Source organism: Labilithrix sp., assembly GCA_019637155.1.
Taxonomy (GTDB): domain Bacteria; phylum Myxococcota_A; class Polyangia; order Polyangiales; family Polyangiaceae; genus Labilithrix.
The window spans coordinates 182,657-205,033 of sequence record JAHBWE010000019.1 but is presented as its reverse complement, the minus strand read 5'-3'; the positions used below and the strand labels follow the sequence as shown (position 1 = coordinate 205,033).

At 69.2% G+C, this 22,377-nt stretch carries 20 protein-coding genes and 1 tRNA gene; 11 read left to right on the top strand and 10 right to left on the bottom strand.

The features are described from left to right. The first annotated feature begins 38 nt into the window (after positions 1 to 38). The 3 genes from KF837_35370 (at position 39) to KF837_35360 (ending at position 3,096) form a co-directional block, all read left to right on the top strand. Entirely contained in the window at positions 39 to 1,046 is a 1,008-nt protein-coding gene (locus tag KF837_35370; protein ID MBX3232659.1) for a hypothetical protein, read from the top strand. 94 nt (positions 1,047 to 1,140) lie between these two features. Then, positions 1,141 to 2,097 (top strand): hypothetical protein, encoded by a 957-nt coding sequence (locus KF837_35365; protein MBX3232658.1) that lies wholly within the window; start codon positions 1,141 to 1,143, stop codon positions 2,095 to 2,097. 96 nt (positions 2,098 to 2,193) lie between these two features. Then, entirely contained in the window at positions 2,194 to 3,096 is a 903-nt protein-coding gene (locus tag KF837_35360) for a hypothetical protein (protein ID MBX3232657.1), read from the top strand. Here the strand turns inward: KF837_35360 and lspA are convergent. After that, complete coding sequence (gene lspA / locus KF837_35355; GenBank protein MBX3232656.1) at positions 3,083 to 3,571, bottom strand: signal peptidase II; 489 nt, start codon at positions 3,569 to 3,571, stop codon at positions 3,083 to 3,085. The genes KF837_35360 and lspA overlap by 14 nt on opposite strands. A gap of 85 nt (positions 3,572 to 3,656) precedes the next feature. On the opposite strand from lspA, the gene KF837_35350 reads away from it, so the two are divergent. Next, positions 3,657 to 3,732: transfer RNA gene (locus tag KF837_35350), tRNA-Asn, on the top strand. A gap of 288 nt (positions 3,733 to 4,020) precedes the next feature. Here the strand turns inward: KF837_35350 and KF837_35345 are convergent. The 3 genes from KF837_35345 to KF837_35335 all read right to left on the bottom strand — a co-directional run bounded on the left by KF837_35345 (position 4,021) and on the right by KF837_35335 (position 6,376). Beyond that, positions 4,021 to 5,427 carry a hypothetical protein gene (locus KF837_35345; GenBank protein ID MBX3232655.1) on the bottom strand — a complete coding sequence of 469 codons (1,407 nt, stop codon included), beginning with the start codon at positions 5,425 to 5,427 and terminating at the stop codon, positions 4,021 to 4,023. Between the two features lie 63 nt (positions 5,428 to 5,490). Beyond that, positions 5,491 to 6,006, bottom strand: coding sequence for a ribbon-helix-helix protein, CopG family (locus tag KF837_35340; GenBank protein ID MBX3232654.1), 516 nt, complete (start codon positions 6,004 to 6,006; stop codon positions 5,491 to 5,493). 70 nt (positions 6,007 to 6,076) lie between these two features. After that, the gene (locus KF837_35335) at positions 6,077 to 6,376 is read right to left on the bottom strand and encodes a hypothetical protein (GenBank protein ID MBX3232653.1); all 300 of its coding nucleotides are present in this window, start codon (positions 6,374 to 6,376) and stop codon (positions 6,077 to 6,079) included. Between the two features lie 160 nt (positions 6,377 to 6,536). On the opposite strand from KF837_35335, the gene KF837_35330 reads away from it, so the two are divergent. Continuing rightward, entirely contained in the window at positions 6,537 to 7,157 is a 621-nt protein-coding gene (locus KF837_35330) for a tyrosine-type recombinase/integrase (protein MBX3232652.1), read from the top strand. A 340-nt stretch (positions 7,158 to 7,497) separates the two neighbouring features. Here the strand turns inward: KF837_35330 and KF837_35325 are convergent, their stop codons facing one another. The 5 genes from KF837_35325 to KF837_35305 form a co-directional block, all read right to left on the bottom strand. Next, positions 7,498 to 8,250, bottom strand: a complete 753-nt coding sequence (locus tag KF837_35325) for a hypothetical protein (GenBank protein ID MBX3232651.1) — start codon at positions 8,248 to 8,250, stop codon at positions 7,498 to 7,500. Further along, positions 8,247 to 8,915: a hypothetical protein gene (locus tag KF837_35320; protein ID MBX3232650.1), complete on the bottom strand. Its 669-nt coding sequence runs from the start codon at positions 8,913 to 8,915 to the stop codon at positions 8,247 to 8,249. The genes KF837_35325 and KF837_35320 overlap by 4 nt, the downstream gene beginning before the upstream one ends. An 8-nt stretch (positions 8,916 to 8,923) precedes the next feature. Then, the gene (locus tag KF837_35315) at positions 8,924 to 9,496 is read right to left on the bottom strand and encodes a hypothetical protein (protein ID MBX3232649.1); all 573 of its coding nucleotides are present in this window, start codon (positions 9,494 to 9,496) and stop codon (positions 8,924 to 8,926) included. Positions 9,497 to 9,521: 25 nt separating this feature from the next. Continuing rightward, positions 9,522 to 10,040 carry a hypothetical protein gene (locus tag KF837_35310; GenBank protein ID MBX3232648.1) on the bottom strand — a complete coding sequence of 173 codons (519 nt, stop codon included), beginning with the start codon at positions 10,038 to 10,040 and terminating at the stop codon, positions 9,522 to 9,524. Positions 10,041 to 10,333: 293 nt separating this feature from the next. Beyond that, positions 10,334 to 13,405 carry a toprim domain-containing protein gene (locus KF837_35305; GenBank protein ID MBX3232647.1) on the bottom strand — a complete coding sequence of 1,024 codons (3,072 nt, stop codon included), beginning with the start codon at positions 13,403 to 13,405 and terminating at the stop codon, positions 10,334 to 10,336. 121 nt (positions 13,406 to 13,526) lie between these two features. On the opposite strand from KF837_35305, the gene KF837_35300 reads away from it, so the two are divergent. From KF837_35300 to KF837_35290, 3 genes are read left to right on the top strand one after another with little or no spacing between them, the layout of a single operon-like run. Further along, positions 13,527 to 13,718: a hypothetical protein gene (locus KF837_35300; GenBank protein ID MBX3232646.1), complete on the top strand. Its 192-nt coding sequence runs from the start codon at positions 13,527 to 13,529 to the stop codon at positions 13,716 to 13,718. Continuing rightward, entirely contained in the window at positions 13,715 to 14,200 is a 486-nt protein-coding gene (locus tag KF837_35295; protein ID MBX3232645.1) for a DUF2924 domain-containing protein, read from the top strand. Before KF837_35300 ends, KF837_35295 begins: the two co-directional genes overlap by 4 nt. Further along, the gene (locus KF837_35290; protein MBX3232644.1) at positions 14,197 to 15,756 is read left to right on the top strand and encodes a recombinase family protein; all 1,560 of its coding nucleotides are present in this window, start codon (positions 14,197 to 14,199) and stop codon (positions 15,754 to 15,756) included. Before KF837_35295 ends, KF837_35290 begins: the two co-directional genes overlap by 4 nt. Here the strand turns inward: KF837_35290 and KF837_35285 are convergent. After that, complete coding sequence (locus KF837_35285; protein ID MBX3232643.1) at positions 15,702 to 16,865, bottom strand: hypothetical protein; 1,164 nt, start codon at positions 16,863 to 16,865, stop codon at positions 15,702 to 15,704. The genes KF837_35290 and KF837_35285 overlap by 55 nt on opposite strands. 128 nt (positions 16,866 to 16,993) lie before the next feature. Here KF837_35285 and KF837_35280 point away from each other — a divergent pair, with 128 nt between their 5' ends. From KF837_35280 to KF837_35270, 3 genes are read left to right on the top strand one after another with little or no spacing between them, the layout of a single operon-like run. Continuing rightward, a complete protein-coding gene (locus KF837_35280; protein ID MBX3232642.1) occupies positions 16,994 to 18,865 on the top strand; it encodes an N-6 DNA methylase in 1,872 nt (623 codons plus the stop codon). Continuing rightward, on the top strand, positions 18,862 to 19,443 hold the full coding sequence (locus KF837_35275) for a restriction endonuclease subunit S (protein ID MBX3232641.1): 582 nt from the start codon (positions 18,862 to 18,864) through the stop codon (positions 19,441 to 19,443). Before KF837_35280 ends, KF837_35275 begins: the two co-directional genes overlap by 4 nt. Beyond that, complete coding sequence (locus KF837_35270; protein MBX3232640.1) at positions 19,440 to 22,376, top strand: HsdR family type I site-specific deoxyribonuclease; 2,937 nt, start codon at positions 19,440 to 19,442, stop codon at positions 22,374 to 22,376. The genes KF837_35275 and KF837_35270 overlap by 4 nt, the downstream gene beginning before the upstream one ends. Position 22,377: the final 1 nt, after the last annotated feature.

Here is a 22,377-nt window from a genome sequence, read left to right as displayed (position 1 = left end):
GCGCAGCGCTTTCCGTCGATTCCGTGTAATCTCATTCGATGGCCATCGCGTTTCGGCGCTGCGTCGTCGCCGCCGCCGCGTGCTTCGTTGCGGTAGCGGAGCACGACGCGGCGGCGTGCGGTCCGCCGGCCTGCCCGGCTACGCGCCTCCTCCCGGAGGACGGCGCGAGCGTCCCTGCGAACGCGCCGGGCTTCTTCTACGTGAGCACCGAGCCGCTCGAGCTCTTCGACGGCGCCGGCGCCCGCGTCGCGACGAGGGAGGAGCCCTTCGGGAGCGGCAACCTGCTCGTCCCAGAGCGAGAGCTCGCGCTCGGAGCGCACACGCTGAGGTACGCGACGTGCGCGGGCTCTCCCCGCGAGTCGCGCTCCTTTCGAGTCACCGCCGCAGCGCCGTTCCCCGCCGTCGCCGGAGAGCTTCGCGCGACGACGGGCGTGGCGTCGGTGGACGTCGCCACGCGGAGCGGCTCGTGCACCGAAACCGTCGACGCCGCGACGGCGCAGCTCACGGTGGTCGCGAGCGCGGAGCTCGCTCCGTTCCTCTCGCTCGTTCGCTGGCAGGTCGAGGTCGACGGCGCGTCGTGGATCGGCCCCACGTCGCTCGCAGGTCCGATCGGCGACGCGGCGGGACTCGGCGCGCTCACCGTCTTCTCGGTGTGCGGTGACGCCGGCGCGGACATCGTCCAGCACGGGACGACGCTCGGCAAACATCGCGTCCGCGTCACCGCCACGCTCACCGCCGCGCCGGCGCTACCGCCGATGGACATCGACGTCGACCTCTCCTGCTCCGGACCGCGAATCACGACCGGCGGCGGAGTGACGGCCCCCGCGATGCCGGCGCCCGCGGCCCCGGCGCCCGCAGTGCCCGCGGCGCCCGCCGTGCCCGCAGTGCCCGCGGCGCCCTCCGCTGCGGCGCCGGGCTCGAGCTCGGGCTCGAGCTCGGGCTCGGACGAGGGCTGCACCGTCGGCGTCCTTGGCGCGGCGACGCCGGCGCCGGCGTTCGTTGCGCTCCTCGTCGCCGCCCTCGGCGTTCTCCGCCGCCGGCGCTGACTCGAGATCGCGCTCGCTGCCCTCCTCGTCGCCGGCTGCTAGGCTGGACCCCTCAGTCGATGCGGTTTCGCTGATTCCGTGTAAGCTCGCGAAAATGGTTCGTCGTCTCGTCACCGGCGTCATGGCGCTCGCGTGCTTCGTTGCGGTGACGGAGCAGGAGGCGGCGGCGTGCAGCCTGGCCTGCCCGATGATGCATCTCCTCCCGGAGGACGGCGCGAGCGTCCCTGCGAACGCGCCGGGTTTTCTCTATGTGCCACCGCCTGCGCCGTGGGCGAGCACCGAGGAGCCGCTCGAGCTCTTCGACGGCGCCGACGCCCTCGTCGCGACGAGGAAGGAGCCCTATGGCGGCGGCTTCCTGCTCGCCCCGGAGCAACAGCTCGCGCTCGGAACGCACACGCTGAGGTACGCGTCGTGCGCGAGCCTTCCACGCCAGTCGCTCTCCTTTCAAGTCACCGCCGCGTCGCCGTTCCCCGCCGTCGCCGGAGAGCTTCGCGCGACGACGGGCGTGGCGTCGGTGGAGGTCGCCACCCAGCGCGGCTCGTGCGTCGAGCCGGTCGAAGCGGCGACGGCGCAGCTCTCGGTGGTCACGAGCGCGGAGCTCGCTCCGTTCCTCTCGCTCGTCCGCTGGCAGGTCGAGGTCGACGGCGCATCGTGGACCGGGCCCTCGTCGCTCGTCGGTCCGATCGGTGACGCGGCGGGGACCAGGGCGCTCACCGTCTTCTCCGTGTGCGGCGACGCCGGCCCGCACGTCGTCCAGCACGGGACGACGCTCGGCAAACATCACGTCCGCGTCACCGCCGCGATCGACGGCGCGCCGGCGCTATCGCCGATGGAGATCGACGTCGATCTCTCCTGCTCGGGGCCGCGGATCGCAACCGGCGGCGGCGCGACGGCGTCCCCTTCCGGCGCGCCACCGAGCTCGGGCTCGGGCTCGGGTTCGGGCTCGGACGAGAGCTGCACCATCGGCGCCCTCGGCGTGGCGACGCCGCCGTCGGCGTTCTTTGCGCTCCTCGCCGCCGCGGTCCTTGCCGGTCTCCGCCGCCGGCGCTAACGCGGCTCCATCTCGCCCGCGGCCCGCGGCCCGCGCAGTCGCGCGGTTCGTCGCGCGTACGCGAATCCCATCGTGGCCGCGGTATGCTGCTCGCTCGTGGTGCGGCGCATCCTCTTCCCTGCCCTCCTCATCGTCGGTTGCAAGGCCGGGCCGATGGCGAAGATCGAGGCGCTCCGCGACGCGCTCGCGAGCGGCGACGACGCGGCCCTCCGCGAGGCGGTGAAGGAGGCGCCGGCGTGCACGGAGCAGCCGCCGCCCGCCGCGGACGGCGCGTACCCACCTTCGTGCCTCTCCTCCATCGCGAACGCGCTCGGCTCGAAGGCGGGCTTCGTCGCGAATCCGCCCGACCACGCGGGCGCGGCGACGGCGGCGCTCGTGCTCGCGCGCGACGGCCGCGGCGACGCGCTGCCCCGGGTCGACACATGGCTCGCCGATCTCCGCGACGGCAAGGGCACCGGCCACGACGCGCTCCGCCTCGCGGTCGCGAAGAAGATGGCGGAGGCCGCGCCGGCGGTGGGACGAAAGCACGACGCGGAGAGCACGCGTCCGGCCCTGCGCGCGGTGGTGAGCGCGGTGCCGGGGGCGTGCCCGACGTACTGGCTCGTCGCGACGGATGACGCGTCGAAGCTGCCGCCCGAGCTGACGCCCGACCACTCGGCGTGCGTGCAGCGCGATCTCGCGCGCCGCGAGGGCCCCGGCGGCGCCTACGGCGCGGGCATGCCGCGCGCGCTCGAGGGCGCCCTCGCGATCTGGCGCGAGACGGAGCGCGCCCTCCGCCTGGGCGCGCCGAACGCATCGCCGAGCGCGAAGGCGACGATCGAGTCGAAGCTCGCCGTCATCGAGGCGGCGACGCAGAAGATCGAGACCGAGCGCGTCGACGTCCGCACCTCCGCCGCGACGATCGCCGCCATCGGCGAAGCGCACGCAGAGGCAGGCGTCGCCATCACCCCACGCGCCGACGCGGGCCCGCCGCCTCCGCATCCGCTCAGGCGACCGTAGACGGGGGCGCCTCCTTCTCCTTCCGCATCCGCGAGAGGAGCAGCACGCCGACCCCGACGACGACGGCGATGTCGGCGACGTTGAACACGGGCCACCCGTGCACGTGGATGAAGTCCACGACGTACCCACGCGCGACGCGGTCCGCAAAGTTCCCGAGCGCCCCACCGATCACGAGCGCAAGCCCAACCCGCGCACACCACCGCGTCGACGCGATCGCGAGCCCGACCGCCCCGATGATCCCGACGAGCGCGAGCACCGCAAGAAACGCCGGCGAATGCGCGACCCCAAGCTGCCGAAACGCGCTGAACGCGATGTCGTCATTCTGGACATACCGCAGCTCCACCGCCCCCCGCACGATCTCGACGCTGCCCTCAGCAAGCCGCTCCCGCGCAACGCTCTTCGTAGCCTCATCGCACCCAAAGAGGCCAAGCGCGAGAAGAACGAGAAGGACCGACCGAAGCCGCGAACGAAGCATCGCAGGCCTGAACCGCCGCCGTCCGAAGATCCTTCCAACCCGCTTGACGTCGGGGCAGTGGCTGGGTACTTCTCCGTCTCCATTTTCCAGCTTAGCTCAGTTGGTAGAGCAGGCGGCTGTTAACCGCCGGGTCGCTGGTTCGAGTCCAGCAGCTGGAGCCATTTTCGAGTCGCGCCAAGAAGGGCGACCAGCAGGTAAACGGAACCCCGAGCGGCGCGAGCTTCTCGGGGTTCTGCATTTCTGGCGGAACGACGCGGGGATACGCGGCGTGAGCGAGGGCGCGCGGCGTTCTCCGTCGTGCGCGAAGAGAACGTGAGCGGCGGCGTCGAGATGGTCGCGGGCGTGGCCGAGGGGGTTCTCGGCGGGCTCTTCTCCAGGAGAATCGGGCTCGTGCGGCGCAGGGCGTTTTACTCAGCGACCGGCGGGTAAACGCGGCTCCTGCGCGCCGTCTACCACTGAACCTTCCACATCCCGCCACCGGTGCACGACCCGCAGTGCTGCAGGCTCTTCCACTCGCGATCGTCGCCCAGCAGTCGCGCCAGGCCCTTCTTGGCCTTGTCGGCTTTCGCCGCGCCCTGCCATGCGGTGTGCCCGCAGTCAGCCACACGCACGAGGACGTCGTACGCCGGCTTCGAGTGCGTCTTCTTGTAGAACCGCACCTCGCCGGGCGTCGGTGGCTGATCGGCCTCGTCCTGCTCCGGTGCGTCGGGCTCGACCTCGGCAGCCTCGGAGGTGGCCTTCGCCTGCCCGAGTTGGAAGATCAGGGCTTGCTTGTCGGCCTCGAGCCGCTGCACCTCATCTCGGAGTTGATCGAGTTCGGTATCGCGAGCCGCGAGTTCGTGCCGAAGCTTGTCGTTGTCGGCGGCGTAGGAGTCGGCGATGTCCTTGAAGTCCGCGAGCGAGCTTGCCTTCGCCTTGAGGTCTTCGAGCGCACTCGCCTTCGCCTGCAACGCGGCGTACTCCGAACGCGCTGCCGCCCCCCGAATCTCGTCGATCTCGCTGGGCCGCACGACGCTCGCTGCCGACGCCCGCATGACGATCGTACGCACCTGCCGTCGGATTCGCTCGAGGGCGATCTTCGGGTCGGCTTCGATGCTCTGGAGCCGCGTCGCAGTCCAAAGCTGATGGCGGAAGGGATCGTCGTTGCCGGCCAGGCGAGGCCAGTAGATCCGAACAGCTCCCCCGTAGGTGGAGAGGGGCTTGCGGAGCACGTCCGTGAGTGCCCAGGAGGCGTCCTCGTCGATGCTGTAGACGTTGGCGACGCCGGCTAGGTCATGCGCCAGCTTCTCGTCGAGCTTCGGCAACGCAGTCGTGCCGAGCACGCGTGACACGACGACGAACGGGATCGTGCGCTCCTCGTTCTGGATCTCGAGTGCGAGTGCCTCCCCAGCGTCGAAGCCATCCACCTGCGAAAGGCCGCGCAAGCGTGACGCTCCGTGAAACCACCCGCCCGGTTGAGCAAGAAGAGCGCGAACGACCTTCGGGCATTTGGGGTCGACCTCGATGCGCGTGATCGAGGTCGCCACGGACCCGACCTCCATCGTGACGAAGACGACGACGTTCTTGTGGCCGACCGTCACGGAGACCGACGTGACGAACTTGCGCCCCTCCGGGGTGACCTCGGAGAGCTCGAACATCCTCCACGAGCGCTCGCCATCGGCGACCGTCGTGACCTGGTAGCTGGCGTCGCTGCCGTCGACTGCGGCGTAGGTGCCGGTGCCGTCAACGGACGATGCCCCCTTGCTCTTGAGCCACGCCTCGATGACCGCCCGTAGGCGGTCACCCTCGGCCTTCCTGGCATCTGGCCACTGAAGATCCTCGGTGCGCTCCAGAATGTACGCGGCGACCTTCTGCATGGATGCTCCTCGGCCAACGACCGATGGCTGGCCATGATACTGGCACGGCCGCCTGCATCACAGTCAGCCGAGCATCCCCTCGATCGCCTTGCGGATCATCGCCGTCCGGCTCTTGAAGCCGAGCCGGCGCCACGCCTCATCGAGGGCCTCGACCTCGGCGGCGGTCATGCGGAGCGGCAGGACCTTGATGTCGGCGGCCTCGCCGGGCGCGCGACGCTCGATCGGTCCGACGCGGACGCGACCCTTCTGCGCCTGCCTCAGCTTCCACACCAGGTACGCCGAGTTCGAGGACCGGGTCTCGCGCCCGACGATCTCGCAGTACATCGCCTGGAGCTCGGCGACCGAAAGCTTGGTCAGCTTCACCTTCGGGCCCGGCTCCGTTGTCGTGGTCGCCGGTGTCGTCGGCTCCGCGTTCGTCTGCTGCTCGCGGGCTTCGAGCGCCTCGCGGATCCGGCGCTGCAAGAACGTCTTGTTCGGCGAGCGTGTGGGCTCGCCGACGATCTCGGCGAACCGGGCCTGCAGCTCGGGGAGGCGCAGCTTGGAGAGTGACTCGAGGGTGCGGCGGGTGGTGCTGGTCATGTCGGGCTCCTTTGCGGTGGTGCCCGGCGCCGCCGCCGGACCACCCGGCGTGGTCACCGGGCGGGTCTGGTCAGGGGGTCTTCAAGAGGTGGCGGAAGCACGCGAGGTCGATCGCGCGCGGGTCGCTCGTGACGAAGCTCCAGCGCTGCTCTCGCTCGAGCCAGGGCTGGACCTCGATGCGGTCGGCGGCGGTCACGCCCCCTGCGCGTTCGATCGCATCGTCGTCGCGGAGCACGCGGCCGTCGCGGTCGGGATCGAAGTCCGCCGCGGCGGCGCGCGCCAGCACGGCGACGACGCGGACCTTGTGGCCGCGGAGGCACGCATGCTCGTCGCCGTCGTAGGTGGTGATGGTGCCGATGGTCTTGGCCATGCTCGTCCTCCGTCGCGGGAGCGCCCCGCACGTGTCCGATACAGGCTTCCGTTCGCGCGACCATCAAGGCGTATCTGCGAGGTCGGCGAAGAACGAGCTCCCGCTGGCTCCCGCTCCGGCCGGCCTTGCCTTCAGGGCGGAAGGAAGCCGTCATGCCCGCATGGCTGCGTACGTCGAGTCGATCCGCCGAGCCCCGCGCACGCTGACCGAGCGCGAGCAGAAGGCGCTCCTGCGCGTGACGGGCGAGCACCGCTCCGGCTGGCGTGACCACGTCCTCTTCGCGATGGCGCTCGGCACCGGGCTGCGGACGCACGAGCTGGTCGCGCTCGACGTCGGCGATGTGTTCGACGACGCCGGGCGCGTGCGGCGTCGCCTCGTGCTGCGCGTGTTCAAGGGTGACGGACGCGGCGACGACGACGGCCAGGAGGTGCTGCTCCCCGAGGGGCTCCGCGCCAAGCTCGAGAAGCTCTGGACGTGGAAGGGCGGCGACGGCGAGAGCCTCGACCGCGGCGCCCCGCTCTTCGTGAGTCAGCGAGGCACGCGGCTCTCGACGCGGCAGCTCCGGCACGCCTTCGCGGTCTGGCAGGAGCGCGCGGGCTTCGAGCGTCACGTGAGCCTGCATGCGCTTCGCCACACGGCGTGCAGCTCGGTCTACGCGCTGTCGAAGGACCTGCGACTGACCCAGCGCTTCGCCCGGCACCGGAGCGTCGTCACCACGATGGTCTACACGCACCCGAGCGACGACGACCTCGCGCGCGCCGTCGAACAGCTCCGCTGCTGAGGCCGGAGGACGGCCCGCGAGCTACTTGCATGTCGAAAGTGACCAGGGCGCTCGCCGTGACCGGTGTCTCTGAACGCTCACTTCGGCGCGCGGGTCCTGGTCACTTCCTCGAATCGACCTCTATCGGAAGGGGCCCCGGGCACTCTTCCCGGCGCGGGCGGCGCCACGAAAATTGACCCTCCCCCCGGGGGGGCCATCGTCGTCGCGCGGCGTCGGCCGATCGGCGCTCGTCACGACGGCGTACGCTCGGAAAGCGGCCATCGGCCTCTGCTCGTTCCGGCTCCGTCACGCGCGCCAAGCCGCGAGAACCCGCGCCTGCTCGCGCCGAAGATGGCCGCTTTCAACCGGAAGCGGCGGTGTCGGTGTCGCCATCGTCGTGGGCGTCGAGCGCGAGCTCGTCGTCATCGTCGAGATCATCCTCGATGTGACCGTGCAGTTCGGCAGAGCCGTTCGCGAAGGCCGCGGCCGGGGGCTGCGCGAGCAGTGCGCGGTCAGAGGCGATGTCGCGCTCGCGGCGAACGACGCCGCCCGCGTTCGGCCCTTCCTCCCTCTCGCGCCGCTGCGCCTCGGCGTAGCGACGGGACAGCTCCTCGAGCGACGGCATGCCGCGTACCTCCTGCCGCGAGTCGGGGCCACCCTGCAGGAACTCGCGCAGGCGCACCATGATGTTGAGGTCGGTGACGCTGTCAACGCGCACGCGGCCCTCCTCGAGCGCCTTGCCGAACTCCTCGAGGAAGCGGTCGATGATGGCGAGGATGCGCTCCTTGGCCTCGGCCAGTGCCGTGCCCCGCCGAGCGATGACCTTCTCGTCGGTGACCTTGCGGATCTTCTCCGAGGCCGCCTCGCGACGGCGCAGGCAGTTGTGCCGCGACGAGTACGCCGCGACGAGGCTGTGGCTGATGCCGAAGCGCTTGGCGAGCTCGCGGTACGACGGGTACTCGGTCACCGGGCCGCGCTCGGCGTCGACGCGCATCTCGCCCATGACGAGCAGCGTGTCGAGCTGGTGGTAGTCGACGCGCTGTGGGTCGGTCTTGCGAGGGCGGCCCAGCTTCTTCGCCGTCTGTTCGGTGTTCTCCTGGGTGGTGTCGGTCATCGTCGTGCGCTCCTTCGCTGTTCTCGCAAAGCCATGAAGTGCGAGTTCGAGGGGACGATCTCGTCCATCCACACGCGGTCCGCGAAGTAGTCCCACGCGCGTTCGCTCCACACGTAGAGCGCGCGCGTGCCGTGAAGCCCCTCGGACTCGACGAGGACCTCCGCTGGGCTCGGCGGCTCGACCGCGCCCTCGTTCTCGTCTCGCTCGGAGGCGCGCACGAGGTCGGCGACGTACGACGCGAAGCGGAGCAGCTCGCCGGGGAAGACGGCGAGCTCGAGCGACCATCGTGGCGCCCGACAGGGCTCGTCGCCCTCCTCGACGAGGCCGTTCTCATGGGCGACCGCGGCCGCGACGGCGTCCACCTCGCTGACGAGGCCGACCGCGAGCTTGTTGACGAGCACGCGCACGAGGAGCGGGTGCTGCGGCGATTCCTCGGACGGGCAGAAGTACGGCTCGCAGGTGACGTGCTCGATGCGACCGCTCTTCGCGCGCCAGCAGAGACTCCGCGGCGTGATGCGTGCAGTGGGCCGCTGAAGCCGGATGGCGAGTGCTGCGAGGAACGCGCGGAACAAGAGTGCGGCGTAGCGCTCTTCGAAGGTCGCCTCGATCTGCGGCTCGGGGGGATCCTCGAGCCACTCGGCGGCGCGCTCGGCGAACTTGCTCATCGAAGGGCTCACGTGGGCTCGCTCCGAGCCGGGACATGCGGTTCGACCGCCGCCCACGCGGCCTCGCTGGCCACCACGTCCCAGGTCAGCGCAGCGCCCGACGCGAGCACCGTCTTGAAGGGTGCGGCGATGACCAGCGAGGCGTCGTTCTTCTCGTGCGTGCGGACCAGGCTCGCGAGGAACGGCGCGGAGCCGAGCAGCTCGTCGAGCGTCACGAACGCCTCGAGCGCCCAGCTCGGGCTGCGCCACGGCTCGTTCTCGACGAGCAGCCCACGCCGACGCGCGACGTTGGCGACGTCATCGACGGGCCCCTTGTTGATGACCACGCGAAGGACGAGCTGCCTCGGGTTGTCTCGAGTCGGCTTCGCGAACAGGTCGAGGCGCACCCACGCGATGCTGCCGTCCTTCGGGCACCAGCAGAGGAACGAGGCGCCGTCCCCGAGCGCGGTGAAGCGCTGCAGCTCGAACGAGAACACGTCGAAGAACAGCTCGCGCAGCTTCACCACCGAGGGGTGCCAGGTGACCGCGCCGAGGTCGGCGTTCGTCGATGGCGCGGCGTTCGTCGGGATCGTGTCGGTCATCGTGGTGCGCTCCTTCGCTGCCCGTTCAAAGCCTCGCGCTCTGCGGCGAGGGGACCGCGCACCCGCAGAACGGGCTGCTCTCGCTGAGCAGCCACGCGCCGTGGCTCGCCGCCCAGGTGCTGCCGGCGTTCTCGATGAACTTCGTCGCGAACGGCGGCGGGACGGCGGGCTCGTCGTTGCCCTCGTGCTGCCGGATGACGCCTTGGAGGTACGGCACGTAGGCCAGCACCTCGTGGGGCAGCGCCAAGAGCTCGAAGTCCCAGCCCGGCTCGCGCCACACGCTGTCGCCGGGTCTGCGCAGGCGCCGAGCGAAGATGCTGCCGTGCACGCCCGAGAGGCCCTGGTTGATCGTCAGCCGCACGATGAGCGGCCAGCGCCTGTCGCCCGAGAGCACGAACAGAGGCTCGCAGCGGGCGTACTCGATCACGCCGCGCTTCGACCTCCAGTACAGCGCCTCGCGCAGATGGCCCGCGAGCACGCAGCGGTGGTCGGGCAGGAGCGCCTTGCGAAGAGCCTGGAGGACGGCGCCCCGGAGCGCGTGCATGAGCTCGTTCACGAACGCGGCGTCGAAGATCGGTGTGGTCGGAACGCGGAGACCGCCGACCGTCGCGGGAACGTGCTCGAGGTTCCCCGAGGGGTTCCCGGGCGAGGTTCCCGGCGCGAACCTGTCGACATCAGGGAGCTTTCTTGTGGTTGGGGAACCTCGGGAACCTGGACGCCCCTCTCCGGCCCTATGCGTAGACATATTTTTCTCCTCGTCCGCGCTGAAAGAAATCTCGCCGTCCTCGCGCGTAGAGGAGGCGAGCAGGTTCCCGAGGTTCCCCGCGGGTCCGTAACTCATGGAGAGACCGAGGCTTTCTCTGAGGGAACGTGGCCCGTCGAACGTTCCCCGAAGGTTCCCGTTTCGCTCTCGAGGTTCCCCGGCGTGACAGCAGGCGCGTCGTCGGCCCACGGGTCCACGAAGCCGCCGCGCTCTCCGGCCTCGGCACTGCTCGGTGCTGCCGCCGGCTCGGCCTTCATGGTGGAGAGCGCGTAGAGCTTGCCCTTGTGCCCGCCGTCGTGGGCGAGGCCGATGCGCAGCTCGCCGAAGACGCGGTCGCGCTTGGCGCGCAGCAGGTTGCCGAGCTTCGTCTGCTGCGACCTTGCTGGGCCGTCTCCGCGCTCGCGGACGAGCAGCTCGTGCACGTCGCACAGCTCGTTGAGATCGAGGACGCGGACCGGCGTCGGCCCGAACTTCTCCCACCAAGCCCGCGTGAAGGCGCGCCACGCCTCGCCCTCCTCGTCGGCCTCGGCGTAGAAGGCGGTCGAGTTGGCGAGGAACCCCTCGATACCCGCGACCTCGAGGACGCCGCCCATCACGCGCGCCCACGACTCGAAGCTGCCGAGGCTCTTCGTGCCCGCGGGCCGGCCGGCTGCGACCCAGGCCCGAATCAACGTCAGGAGCGCGCGTACGAGCTTCGGTCGGTTGTCGCGCGCCCAGTCCAGGACGGGGTCGTGCCGAAAGCCCGAGCGGTGCCACGGCATGTCCTGCTTCGGGTCGATGCGGATGCGTACCGACCGCCGGACCAGCTCGAGCGAGAAGCGCGGGTTGTTCGCGGAGCACAGCCAGACCGCGCGGTTCGGCAGGGTCAGCATGCGCGTCGCGCCGAGAAGCCGGTCGGTCCACGTCTCGGCCGTCAGCACCGAGGCGAGCGTCGCGCTGTCGGTGACGCGCTTCTCGGGGAGGTTGTCGAGGAGCACGATGGGCCGCCCCATCGCCAGCTCGGCGCTGAGCTTCTTGCGGACCTCCTCCTCCTCGCCGGGCAGCGTGCAGCCGTTGCAGACCGCGCCGGTCGCGATGATGCCGAGGAGGTTGGTGAGCAGGCCCTTGCCGGAGCCCGGCGTCGGCGCCTCGATGACGTGCAGCGGGGTGCAGCCCGTGACGAGCCGCCGTGCGAACGGCAAGAGCAGCGCGGCGATCATGTGCGTGCGGTCGCTGGGGTCGACGAACGGGAAGTCGAACAAGAGGTTCTCGAGGAGCAGGCCCCGCGCTCCGGCGACGTCTGCTGCGGTCGGCGACTCGGGCACGTGGAGCTCCCCCAGCGAGGGATCGAGGTGCAGCCAGAGCGACTCGCTCGCGTGGTGGCCCGGTGTCGAGACCAGCGAGCCATCGCGCGCGAAGACCGGCGTCGACACGACGGCGTCGAGCGACGAGAGCGCCTTCGGCGGGAACGCGAGCAGGTCCTGCGGCACATCGAACGGCGGCGTCGTGGCGTCGTACGTGACGCCATCTTCGGTGGCGCGCCGCCTGAGCCAGTCGGCGTAACGGACCAGGAGCCCGTACATCTCGGTGGCGTTGAGGTCGTTCATCCTCGGCACCTCGCCCTCCTTGTCGCGCAGAAGCCCGACGACCCGGCCACCCCGCACGAACAGGAGCGGCAGACCCACCGGCACGGCTCCCTTCGCCTCGTCGATGCGCGCGGCGTTCGCGGCCGTGAGGACGGCGCTGCTCTGCTCTATGAGCTCGCTGCGCTGACGGTCGTTGACGATGATGCCGGGCTTAGCGCCCACCGGCTTGTCGGCGTGTTCGCGTGCCCGATCGCGCCGCAGCTCACGATCGAGGACGGCGAGCTGCTGGTTCAGCTCGCGCTTGGCGAGCGAGAACTGCGCGCCGATGACGGCCTTCAGCTCGCTCTGCTCGATGGGCGACTGCCGCTGCATCGCCTCGACCACGGGCCGCAGCGCACCGACCAGCTCCCGGCGGTCGATATTCTTCGGGATGCGCTCGACCAAGAAGGTCGGCAGCGACTTCGCCGCGTCGACCACGGCACGCAGCCCCTCGGCGCCGTGCGCACGAACGACGTCGTTGACGTCGATCTTCGCCACACCCTCGGGCCTCGGGATCGTGGCGAGGCGCACGTCGCGGCCGGCCGCGTGCAGCACCCTCGCAGTCTCGAGCGCGCCCCGCTCGCCCGCGCCGCTGTCCTCGCTGTCGTTGACGATGACGACGCGCTTGGCCTTCGCGGTGAGGCGGACCAGCTTCTCGTGGTCCTGCGCCCGGAACGTCGTCGTGACCGGGGACAGGCACTTGAAGCCCGCCTGCTGCGCCGCAATGGCGTCGGCGATGCCCTCGGTGATGAGCAGCACCCAGTCGCTGTTCGCGTCGTCCTCCCCGAAGAAGTAGTCGTTCGTGATGAGCGCCGAGATGTACGGGTGCTTCTCGGAGCGCACCGGCAGCTTGCGGTACTTCGCAGCGTCCCACTCAGCGTCGGTCGAGGCCGAGGTGCGCCGGCCGATGAGGTAGACGACCCGCCCGCCGCGCCAGTACGGGAACACGAGGCGGTTGGCGAAGAACTCCGCACGACGGCCTGTTCCGAGCGGCACGAAGAGGCCGGTCGAGAGGCGCTCGTCGTCCGTTGCACCGAGCTCGCCGAGGTGCCCCCACAGGTCGCCCGCGCCGAAGCCCAGGCAGCACTTATCGATGGTGGCCTCGGTGTAGCCGCGCTCCCGCTCGAGGTCCCAGCGCATCGGCTCCCGGAGCTGCTGGTGGTAGTAGCGGGCGGCGGCGGTCAGCAGCTCTTCGAGACGCTGCCGTTCGCGGAGCCGCTCGAGGTCGGCGTTCGAGGTGCCCGGGACCGGCACGCCCGCGTCGGCGGCCAGCTCGCGGAGCGCCAGCATGAAGGGGACGCCGCGGGCGTACTGCACGAACGCGAACACGTCGCCGCCGCCCGAACCACCGCCCGAGTAGTCGCGCCACTTCTGCGTGTCGGGCCAGACCACGAGCGACGGGGTCGTGTCGGGGTTCTTGAGGGAGCGGCCGACGTAGTGGTTCCCGCTCTCGCGCAGCTCGACGTGCCGGCGGACGACGGCGACGACGTCCGTCCGCGCCTTCACGTCGGCGACGAGCTGGTCGAAGGTACTCTGGTCCACGCGGCGATCTCCGGACAGGCAAAGCCACGGCGCGAACGAGCGGGGGACAGGTGCGCACGCAGGCGGACCGATCGCGGTCGCTTGTCCCCTGTTCACCGGGCGCGGTGCCTTTGCATCCCGCATGGCCACCACGGACTACGAACGCCGGCTCGGCATCGCCGCCGCCGTCCTCGCGCGCGGCGTGCGCCGCGTGCTCGGCGCCGACATCCCGCACGAACTCGGCACTGTTGAACGCGAGAACGACGCCTTGCCAGTTCGCGCGACAGAAGCCGTCATGGGCGCGGCCTCGAACCAGGAGAAGACCACCCAATGAACGACACGCCCGCCGACCCGCTCATCCGCGAGATTCTCGCCCTGCGCGAGCTGCCCGTCTCCGCGCTGCGCGAGCGCTACCTCGCCGTCTTCGGCGAGGAGAGCACCAGCCGCAACAAGGACTATCTCTTCAAACGCATCGCCTACCGAATGCAGGAGCAGCGCTACGGCGGCCTCTCGCCGAGGGCCAAGGCCCGCGCCGTCGAGCTCGCGGACAAGGCGCCCGTGCGCCGCCGGCCACCGCGGAACGTGGCGAGCGTGAGCATCGTCGAAACCGGCGCCCGCGACTCGCGCCTCCCTCCCGTGGGCACCGTGCTGCGCCGCGAGTTCCGCGGCGAGGTCCACGAGGTGCGCGTGCTGACCGAGGGCTTCGAGTACCGCGGCGAGCGCTTCGCGAGCCTCTCGACGCTCGCCACCAAGATCGCCGGGTCGCGCTGGAACGGCTTCTTGTTCTTCAAGGTCGGCGTGAAGGGGGCGGCATGAGCTCGGCCCTCGTGAAGGAGCCGAAGGTCGTCCGCTGCGCCATCTACACGCGCAAGTCGACGACCGAGGGGCTGGACTCCGACTTCAACACGCTCGACGCGCAGCGCGAGGCGGCCGAGCACTTCATCAAGAGCCAGGCCGCCCAGGGCTGGAAGGCGCTGCCCACGCGCTACGACGACGGCGGCTTCACGGGCGGCAACCTCGAGCGCCCGGCGCTCACGCGGCTCATGGACGACATCGAGCGCGGCGAGGTCGACACGGTCATGGTCTACAAGGTCGACCGGCTCAGCCGCTCGCTGCTCGACTTCGCGCGGCTGGTCGAGCGCTTCGAGAAGCGCCGCGTCGCCTTCGTGAGCATCACGCAGCACTTCGATACCTCGACGTCGATGGGCCGGCTCGTGCTTCACATCCTGCTCTCGTTCGCGCAGTTCGAGCGGGAGCTGATCAGCGAGCGCACCCGCGACAAGATCGCCGCCGCCAAGCGCCGGGGGAAGTGGACCGGCGGCCCCTTGGTGCTCGGCTACCGCGTCGACCGCCAGCGCCGCGCGCTCGAGGTCGTGCCCGAGGAGGCCGCCATCGTGAAGCTGGTCTTCGAGCTCTATGAGCGCACCCTGTCGATCGCGCTCACGGCGCAGCGGCTCAATGCGCGCGGGCTCACGCTGCGGACGCGCGTCGCCGAGGACGGCACGACCCGCGGGCGCCCCTTCAACAAGAACGCCGTCCACCGGCTGCTCCGCAACCCGCTCTACGTCGGCAAGGTCCGCCACAATGATGACCTTTTCCTCGGCGAGCACGAGCCCATCATCGACCCCGACGTCTTCGAGCGCGTGCAGCGCACCCTCGACCTGCGTGCGGCCGGCGCCGGCACGCGCCGCCCGCGACGGAGTGAGTCACTGCTGACGGGGCTGCTTCGCTGCCTGCCCTGCGACGCGGCGATGACCACGAGCCACGCCTACAACCACAAGAAGCAGCGCTACCGCTACTACCGCTGCCGCGCGTCGCAGGAGGGGCTGCGCTGCCCGACCGGCCTACTCAACGCGAACGACGTCGAGGCCGCTGTCGTCGCGCAGGTGAAGACGCTGGCGAAGAGCGGTGCACTGCGGGACCGCATCCTCGCGACGCTAGCCGAGGGAGACGCGGGCGAGGCCGAGCTGGTCGCCACCAAGGACCGGCTCGAGGCGCGGATCACCGAGCTCGGCGCCGAGGCGAAGCGCCTGCTCGGTGCCTTCAGCAGCGTCGACGCGGGCGGCCGACTCCTCGCCGAGCGGCTCGGCGAGCTCGAACGCGAGACCGACAAGCACCGCGCAGGTGTCGCGGACCTCGAGCGGCGCCTCCGCGCCTGCGCCACCCTCCGCACCGAGGGCGAGCACGTGGCCAAGCTGCTCGACGCCTTCGACGAGGTCTGGGAGGCCCTCGTGCCCGAGGAGCGCCGCGAGGTGCTGCGCGCCCTCATCGAGCGCGTCGGCGTCGACCCCGAGAGCGGCACGCTGCGGGTTACGGTTCACGAGCCTGCCCCGCCGCCCGGCCCGCAGCCGACGACGGAGGCCGCGCCGTGACCGAGGTCGTTATCACGTTCCAGGGCGGCCGCGCCTGGCGTCAGCACCAGCAGGCCGCGAAGCGAGCCCCGACGCGGCGCTACCCTGCGCGCGTCGCCCGCCAGCTCGCCCTCGCGCACGCCCTGCGCCGCCGGCTCGAGCGCGGGGAGTTCGCCGACTTTGCAGACATGGCTCGGCAGCTCGGCTTCACGCGCGCCCGCGTCACCCAGCTCATGGACCTGCTCCTCCTCGCGCCCGAGGTGCAGGAGGAGATCCTCTTCCTCGAGCTGCCCCCGGGCGCCCAGCCAGTGAGCGAGCGCGGCCTGCGCGAGGCGGTGCTCGGGACGATCGACTGGCAGGAGCAGCGGCGGCGGTGGGAGGGGCTGAAGGCGGCCTGGTAGCCACGCGGCAACATCACCGGCGAAACAAGGAGCCGAGAAGCTGTGGCACCGCGCGTGCGACGGGATCGGCGGCGAAGGCCAGAAGATCATAGATCGCCGCGTCCGGGTTCCCCTTGTCGGTGGTGCGCCGCCACTCGCGAAGCTGCCGCCCGTCAGCGCGATGGTTGCCGCCTGCGACCACGCCACGTGGCGATCCTTCGGGCGGCGCTCCGAGACGACGTACGGGATCGCGAACATCATCGCCGCGCCGAAGTCCTTCGACGCGTTGACCGGGCAGGCATAGATCCGGCGCAGCTCACGCAGACCATCGAAGAGCGCCTGTCCTGCGTTGGCGCGCCCAGCTTGGCAGGCGACGAGAAGCAAGCGGCGTGGCTTGAGCGGCTTGAGCATTTGCGCGAACGACGCCCACGGCATGAACAGGTCGCTCGCGACGCGAATGCCGTCGGCGTTCGAGTGGCCGACGGCGACGATCACGTCGAAGGTCATCCCATCCTCGGCGAAGCGCGCGAGCTTGCTCATGAGGTCCGACGTGGTCGTGGCGTCTTCGACGACGGTGCGCCCACCAAGTGCAAGCCCGGAGATGGTCGCCGTCACCGCCGCGATCTCCCCGAGGTGAAGATGGTCGGCGCGAAGTTTGTCGGCGTCGAAGTGGAGGACCAGGAGCGTCTGCGGGTTCGACCGTCGGCGCGCGGGCGACTTTCGGGTGGTGGTTCGTGCGGACGACGGCACCGGCTCTGGGTGCGCACGACCTGACCACCCGTCAAGGCCTGGTCCACCCCACAGAGGCTGCGTACTGCGCAGGAGAGCAGCCTGATCCCCTCTTGACAGCGAAATGCGATATCGCAATTATAGCAAACATGACAGATGCGACCGCCCTGACCGCGACCCTGAGGTCGATCCGCGCCAGGCTGAACCTCACCCAGGAGCAGCTCGCGGAGCGCCTCGGGGTGTCCTTCGCCACCGTGAACCGGTGGGAAGGCGGTTCGAGCAAGCCGCAGAAGGCCGCCCGCGAGGTCATCGCCGCGCTCGCGCAGGAGGCCGGAATCGACGGTGCAGAGGACGCGGAGGCCTCCGAATCGCCCGCCGCCGCTGCGGAAGTGACGAGGCGTCGACGCGGCAAGGCATCGGCTGCCGTCCCCACCACCAAGCCGATGGAGCAGATGCTGTGGGATGCAGCGTGCTCGATCCGTGGTGAGAAGGACGCTGCGAAGTTTAAGGACTACCTGCTCCCGCTCTTGTTCTTGAAGCGCCTCTCGGACGTCTTTGACGACGAGATAGACCGACTTGCGGAGGAGTACGGCGACCGCGAGACCGCGCTCGAGATCGCCGAGGGGGATCACTCGCTCCTGCGCTTCTACCTGCCGGCCGAAGCGCGCTGGGGCGTGATCAGCGGGCGCGAGGCCTTTGACTGGCCCGCCAAGGACAAGCCGCGCGACATCGGGGAGCACCTCACGAAGGCCGTACGCGCTGTCGTGAAGCAGAACCCCTCGCTCTCGGGCGTCATCGACGTCGTCGACTTCGCCGCCGAACGCAACGGAGAGCGCGACATCAATCCCGCGAAGCTACGTGGTGTTGTGGAGACGTTCTCGGATCCGCGCTATCGCCTCGGTCTCGCCGACGTGCAGCCGGACTTCCTCGGCCGCGCCTACGAGTACCTGCTCAGGAAGTTCGCCGAGGGCTCGGGACAGAGCGCGGGCGAGTTCTTCACGCCGACCGAGGTGGGCTTCCTCATGGCCCATATCATGCGGCCGAAGCCTGGCGAGGACTGCCACGACTACGCTTGCGGCTCGGCGGGCCTGCTCGTGAAGCTTCAGCTCGTCGCGCGCGAGCTCGACCCTACGAGCAAGGTGCCGCTCAAGCTCACGGGCCAGGAGCTGCAGGCCGAGAGCTACGCCGTCGCGCAGATGAACGCGATCATTCACGACATGCAGATCGAGCTCGCACGCGGCGACACGATGATCAACCCGAAGTTCCGCACGCCTGAGGGCAAGATCCGATCGCACGACGTCGTGGTCGCGAACCCGATGTGGAACCAGCCGTTCGCACCCGACGTCTTCGCGAACGATCCCTTCGACCGATTCCGAACGACGGGCGGCATCACGACAGCCAAGGGTGACTGGGCATGGCTGCAGCACACGCTCGCGTGCTTGAACGAGAAGGGGCGCGCCGCCGTCGTCCTCGACACTGGGGCGATGACTCGCGGATCCGGCTCGAAGAACGAGGACAAGGAGCGGAACATCCGCAAGTGGTTCGTCGACCGCGACTTGATCGACGGTGTCATTTTGCTGCCTGACAATCTCTTCTACAACACTCCCGCCCCCGGAGTGATTGTGGTGCTCTCCAAGCGAAAGCCTGCGGCGCGCAAGGGGCGCATCGTCCTGCTCAACGCGAGTCGCCACTTTAGGAAGGGCAAGCCGAAGAACTACCTGCCCTATGAGCGAGATCCCAGCCGGCTAAACAAGGACGACGACGATGTACGCTACTGGGCGCAGGCATTTCTCAAAGGAGAGCCTGTCGACGGCGAACTCGCCGTAATCGATGCCTCTCAAGCTGCCGACGCCGACTACAACCTGAATCCGAGCACTCATGTTGGCGTGTCTGAAACTGCGGACGTTGGCTCGGTCGAGGCTCTACTCGCCGAGTACGAGTCGCTCACTGCCGAGGAAATCGCACACTCCGCTCGTCTATCCACCCTGTTGGCGCCGCTGAAGATGGGGGTGGCTACGTGACCGCATCTAGCTGGAACTCCCCTACCGTCGAGCAATGCCTCGAACGCGTTTCGCTGCCTACAGGGGTCAAGCTTCAGACGAAGGACTATCGCGCCGAAGGGGCGTATCCGATCGTCGATCAAGGGCAAGATCTCATTGCTGGCTGGACGGACAACCCCGAAGGAGTCATCTCGGCGCCGCTGCCGGTGATCGTGTTCGGAGATCACACTCGCGTTTTCAAGTTCGTTGATTTCCCGTTTGTCCGAGGTGCCGACGGCACGCAGCTTCTTCGGCCCAAGGCGGGCATCGATCCTCTGTATTTCTACTACGCGTGCAGGGCGATCGACCTGCCAAGTCGTGGCTACAACAGGCACTTCACGATTCTCAAGGAGAAGACGATTCAGATTCCTCCGACCATCGAGGAGCAAGTTCAGATCGCGCACGTGCTCCGCGACGTCGACCAGGAGCTTACTCTCCTCAGGAAGAAGGCAGATGTGCTGACGAAGCTATCTTCGGTCCTGCTTCAACAACTGACTTCTGGCGAGGTTCCGGTTTCGCGGCTCGCGCTTGCGAGTCTCTCGCCAAGGGTTAGCTCGTGAGCACGCTCAAGATCAGCGAGGCCGGCACCGTGCAGTTCCCGATGGTGAAGCACGCTGTCGAGATCGGCTGGACACCGCTCACGCCCGAGGTCGCGAAGGAGAAGCGCGGCGGCGACGCCGGGATGCTCTTCCGCAACGAGCTGGCCACGAAGCTCGCGGCGTTCAACCCGTGGATGTCCTCCGACGCGATCCGCTCCGTCATCGAGACGCTCGACGCGATCCCGCCGACCATCGAGGGCAACCGCGACATGCTCGGGTGGCTGCGCGGCGAGCGGCAGTGGTACGACGAGGAGGAGAAGCGCCACCGCGCGGTGAAGCTCGTCGATTTCGAGAACACCAGCGCGAACTCGTTCCATGTCACATGGGAGTGGACGCTCAAGCCCGCCGGGCGCCCGAAGGGTAACCGCGCGGACGTGATGTTCGTCGTCAACGGCGTGCCCGTCTGCATCGTCGAGCACAAGAACCCGAAGGACGGCGACGCCATCGAGCGCGCGGTGAAGCAGCTCCGTCGCTACGAGCTCGAGACGCCCGAGCTGATCGGGTGCCCGCAGCTCTTCAACGTCACGCACCTGCTCGACTATTGGTACGGCGTCACTTGGAACGCGAACCGGCGCGACATGGCGCGCTGGAAGCAGACGCGCGAGGAGAGCTACCGCTTCGCGGTCCAGGCCTTCTTCGAGCGCACCGACTTCCTGCGCACGTTGCAGCACTGGATTCTCTTCTACGTTCAGGACAGCGAGACACGAAAGTCGGTGCTACGCCAGCATCAGCAGCGCGCGATCAACGCCATCGTCGACCGCTGCGCCGACCCGACGAAGACGCGCGCGCTCGTCTGGCACACGCAGGGCTCGGGCAAGACCTTCACCCTGCTCACCTCGGCGCGGCTCATCCTCGAGGACAAGGAGCGCTTCAAGAACGCGACGGTGCTCCTCGTCGTCGACCGCACCGAGCTCGAGGGCCAGCTCAAGGGCTGGGTAGAGCGCCTGCTCGGCGAGATGCAGAGGCAGGACATCGCGACCAAGCGCGCGAACACCAAGGCCGAGCTGCAGCGCCTGCTCGACTCCGACTTTCGCGGCCTGATCGTCGCGATGATCCACAAGTTCGAGGAGATCCGTAAGGACAGTTGCCTGCGTGACAACGTCTACGTCTTCATCGACGAGGCGCACCGCTCGGTCGCCAAGGACCTCGGTACGTACCTCATGGCCGCCGTCCCGAACGCGACGATCATCGGCTTCACAGGCACGCCCATCGCGCGCAACGCGCAGGGCGAAGGCACGTTCAAGATTTTCGGCACGCAGGACGAGGTCGGCTACCTCGACAAGTACTCCATCGCCGAGTCGATCGCCGACGAGACGACGCTGCCCATCAAGCACGTGATGGCGCCGAGCGAGATGGCCGCGCCCGTCGACCTTCTCGACAAGGAGTTCTTCGACCTCGCCGCCGCCGAGGGCATCACCGACATCGAGGAGCTGAACAAGGTCCTCGACCGCGCGGTGGGCCTGCGCACGTTCCTCGCCGCCGACGACCGCATCGAGAAGGTCGCGGCCTTCATCGCGGAGCACTTCAAGGAGAACGTCCTCCCGCTTCATTACAAGGCGTTCGTCGTCGCTGTGAGCCGGGAGGCGTGCGCGAAGTACAAGCGCGCCTTCGACAAAATCCTGCCGCCCGAGTGGACGGAGGCGGTCTACACGGAGAACGCCTCCGACGCGATCGACCGGCCGCTCGTCGCCAAGCTCCAGCTCAGCGAGGAGCGCGAGGAGGACGTGCGGCTCCTCTTCAAGAAGGCCGACAAGGACCCGAAGATCCTCATCGTTACGGACAAGCTGCTGACCGGGTACGACGCGCCGCTCTTGTACTGCATGTACCTGGACAAGCCCATGCGGGACCACGTGCTCCTGCAGGCCATCGCTCGCGTGAACCGGCCCTACGTCGACGCCGAGGGCGTGCAGAAGCGCATCGGCCTCGTCATCGATTTCGTCGGCGTGCTGCGCGAGCTGAAGAAGGCGCTGCGCTTCGACTCTTCCGACGTCAGCGGGGTGATCGAGGATCTCGACGTCCTGATGGGCGACTTCACGGCGAAGATCACCAAGGCGGCGACCGAGTACCTCGATGCCGGCGAAGGCGGCAGCGCAGACGAGCGGCTCGAGAAGATCGTCTACGGCAAGTTCCTCGACCCGGCCGTACGCAAGGTGTTCTTCGAGGCGTACAAGGAGATCGAGAACCTCTGGGAGATCCTCTCCCCGGCGCCAGAGCTGCGCGACCACATCAGGACGTTCAAGGGCCTGGCCCAGCTCTACGCAGCAGTGCGCAACGCCTACTCGGACAAGGTCGGGTTTGTTGCGGATCTCGCGTACAAGACGCGGCGCCTCATCGAGGAGAACGCGACGCAGACGGGGCTCGGCCGCCTCACGAAGAGCATCACGTTCGACGTGAGGACGCTCGAGTCGCTGAAGGGCGAGGACGGCTCCGACGAGGGCAAGGTCTTCAACTTGGTGCGCGGGCTCCAGAAGGAGATGGACGACGACCCGAGCGCGGCGCCGGTGCTCAACCCGTTGAAGGACCGCGCCGATCGCATCCTAAAGGACCTCGAGTCCCGCAAGATCGACGGTCTCGCAGCGATGGACCTCCTCGCAGCGCTCGCCGCCGAAAAGGAAGCGGCGATGAAGTCCGCCAAGGAGAGTGGCCTCACGACGCGCGCGTTCTCGGTGTTCTGGGTCCTGCGTGAAGACGCGGCGCTGAAGGAGTCGGGCATCTCGCCGATGGACCTCGCCAAGGAGGCCGAAGCGCTCCTGGCTCGATTCCCCAACGCGGTGGTGAACGCCGACGAGCAGCGCCGCCTTCGCGCCGGCCTCTACCGTCCCCTGCTCGCGCTCCAGAAGGACGAGCGCTCGCGCGTCGTCGACGTGGTCGTCGCCACGCTCCTTGCCGAGTAGC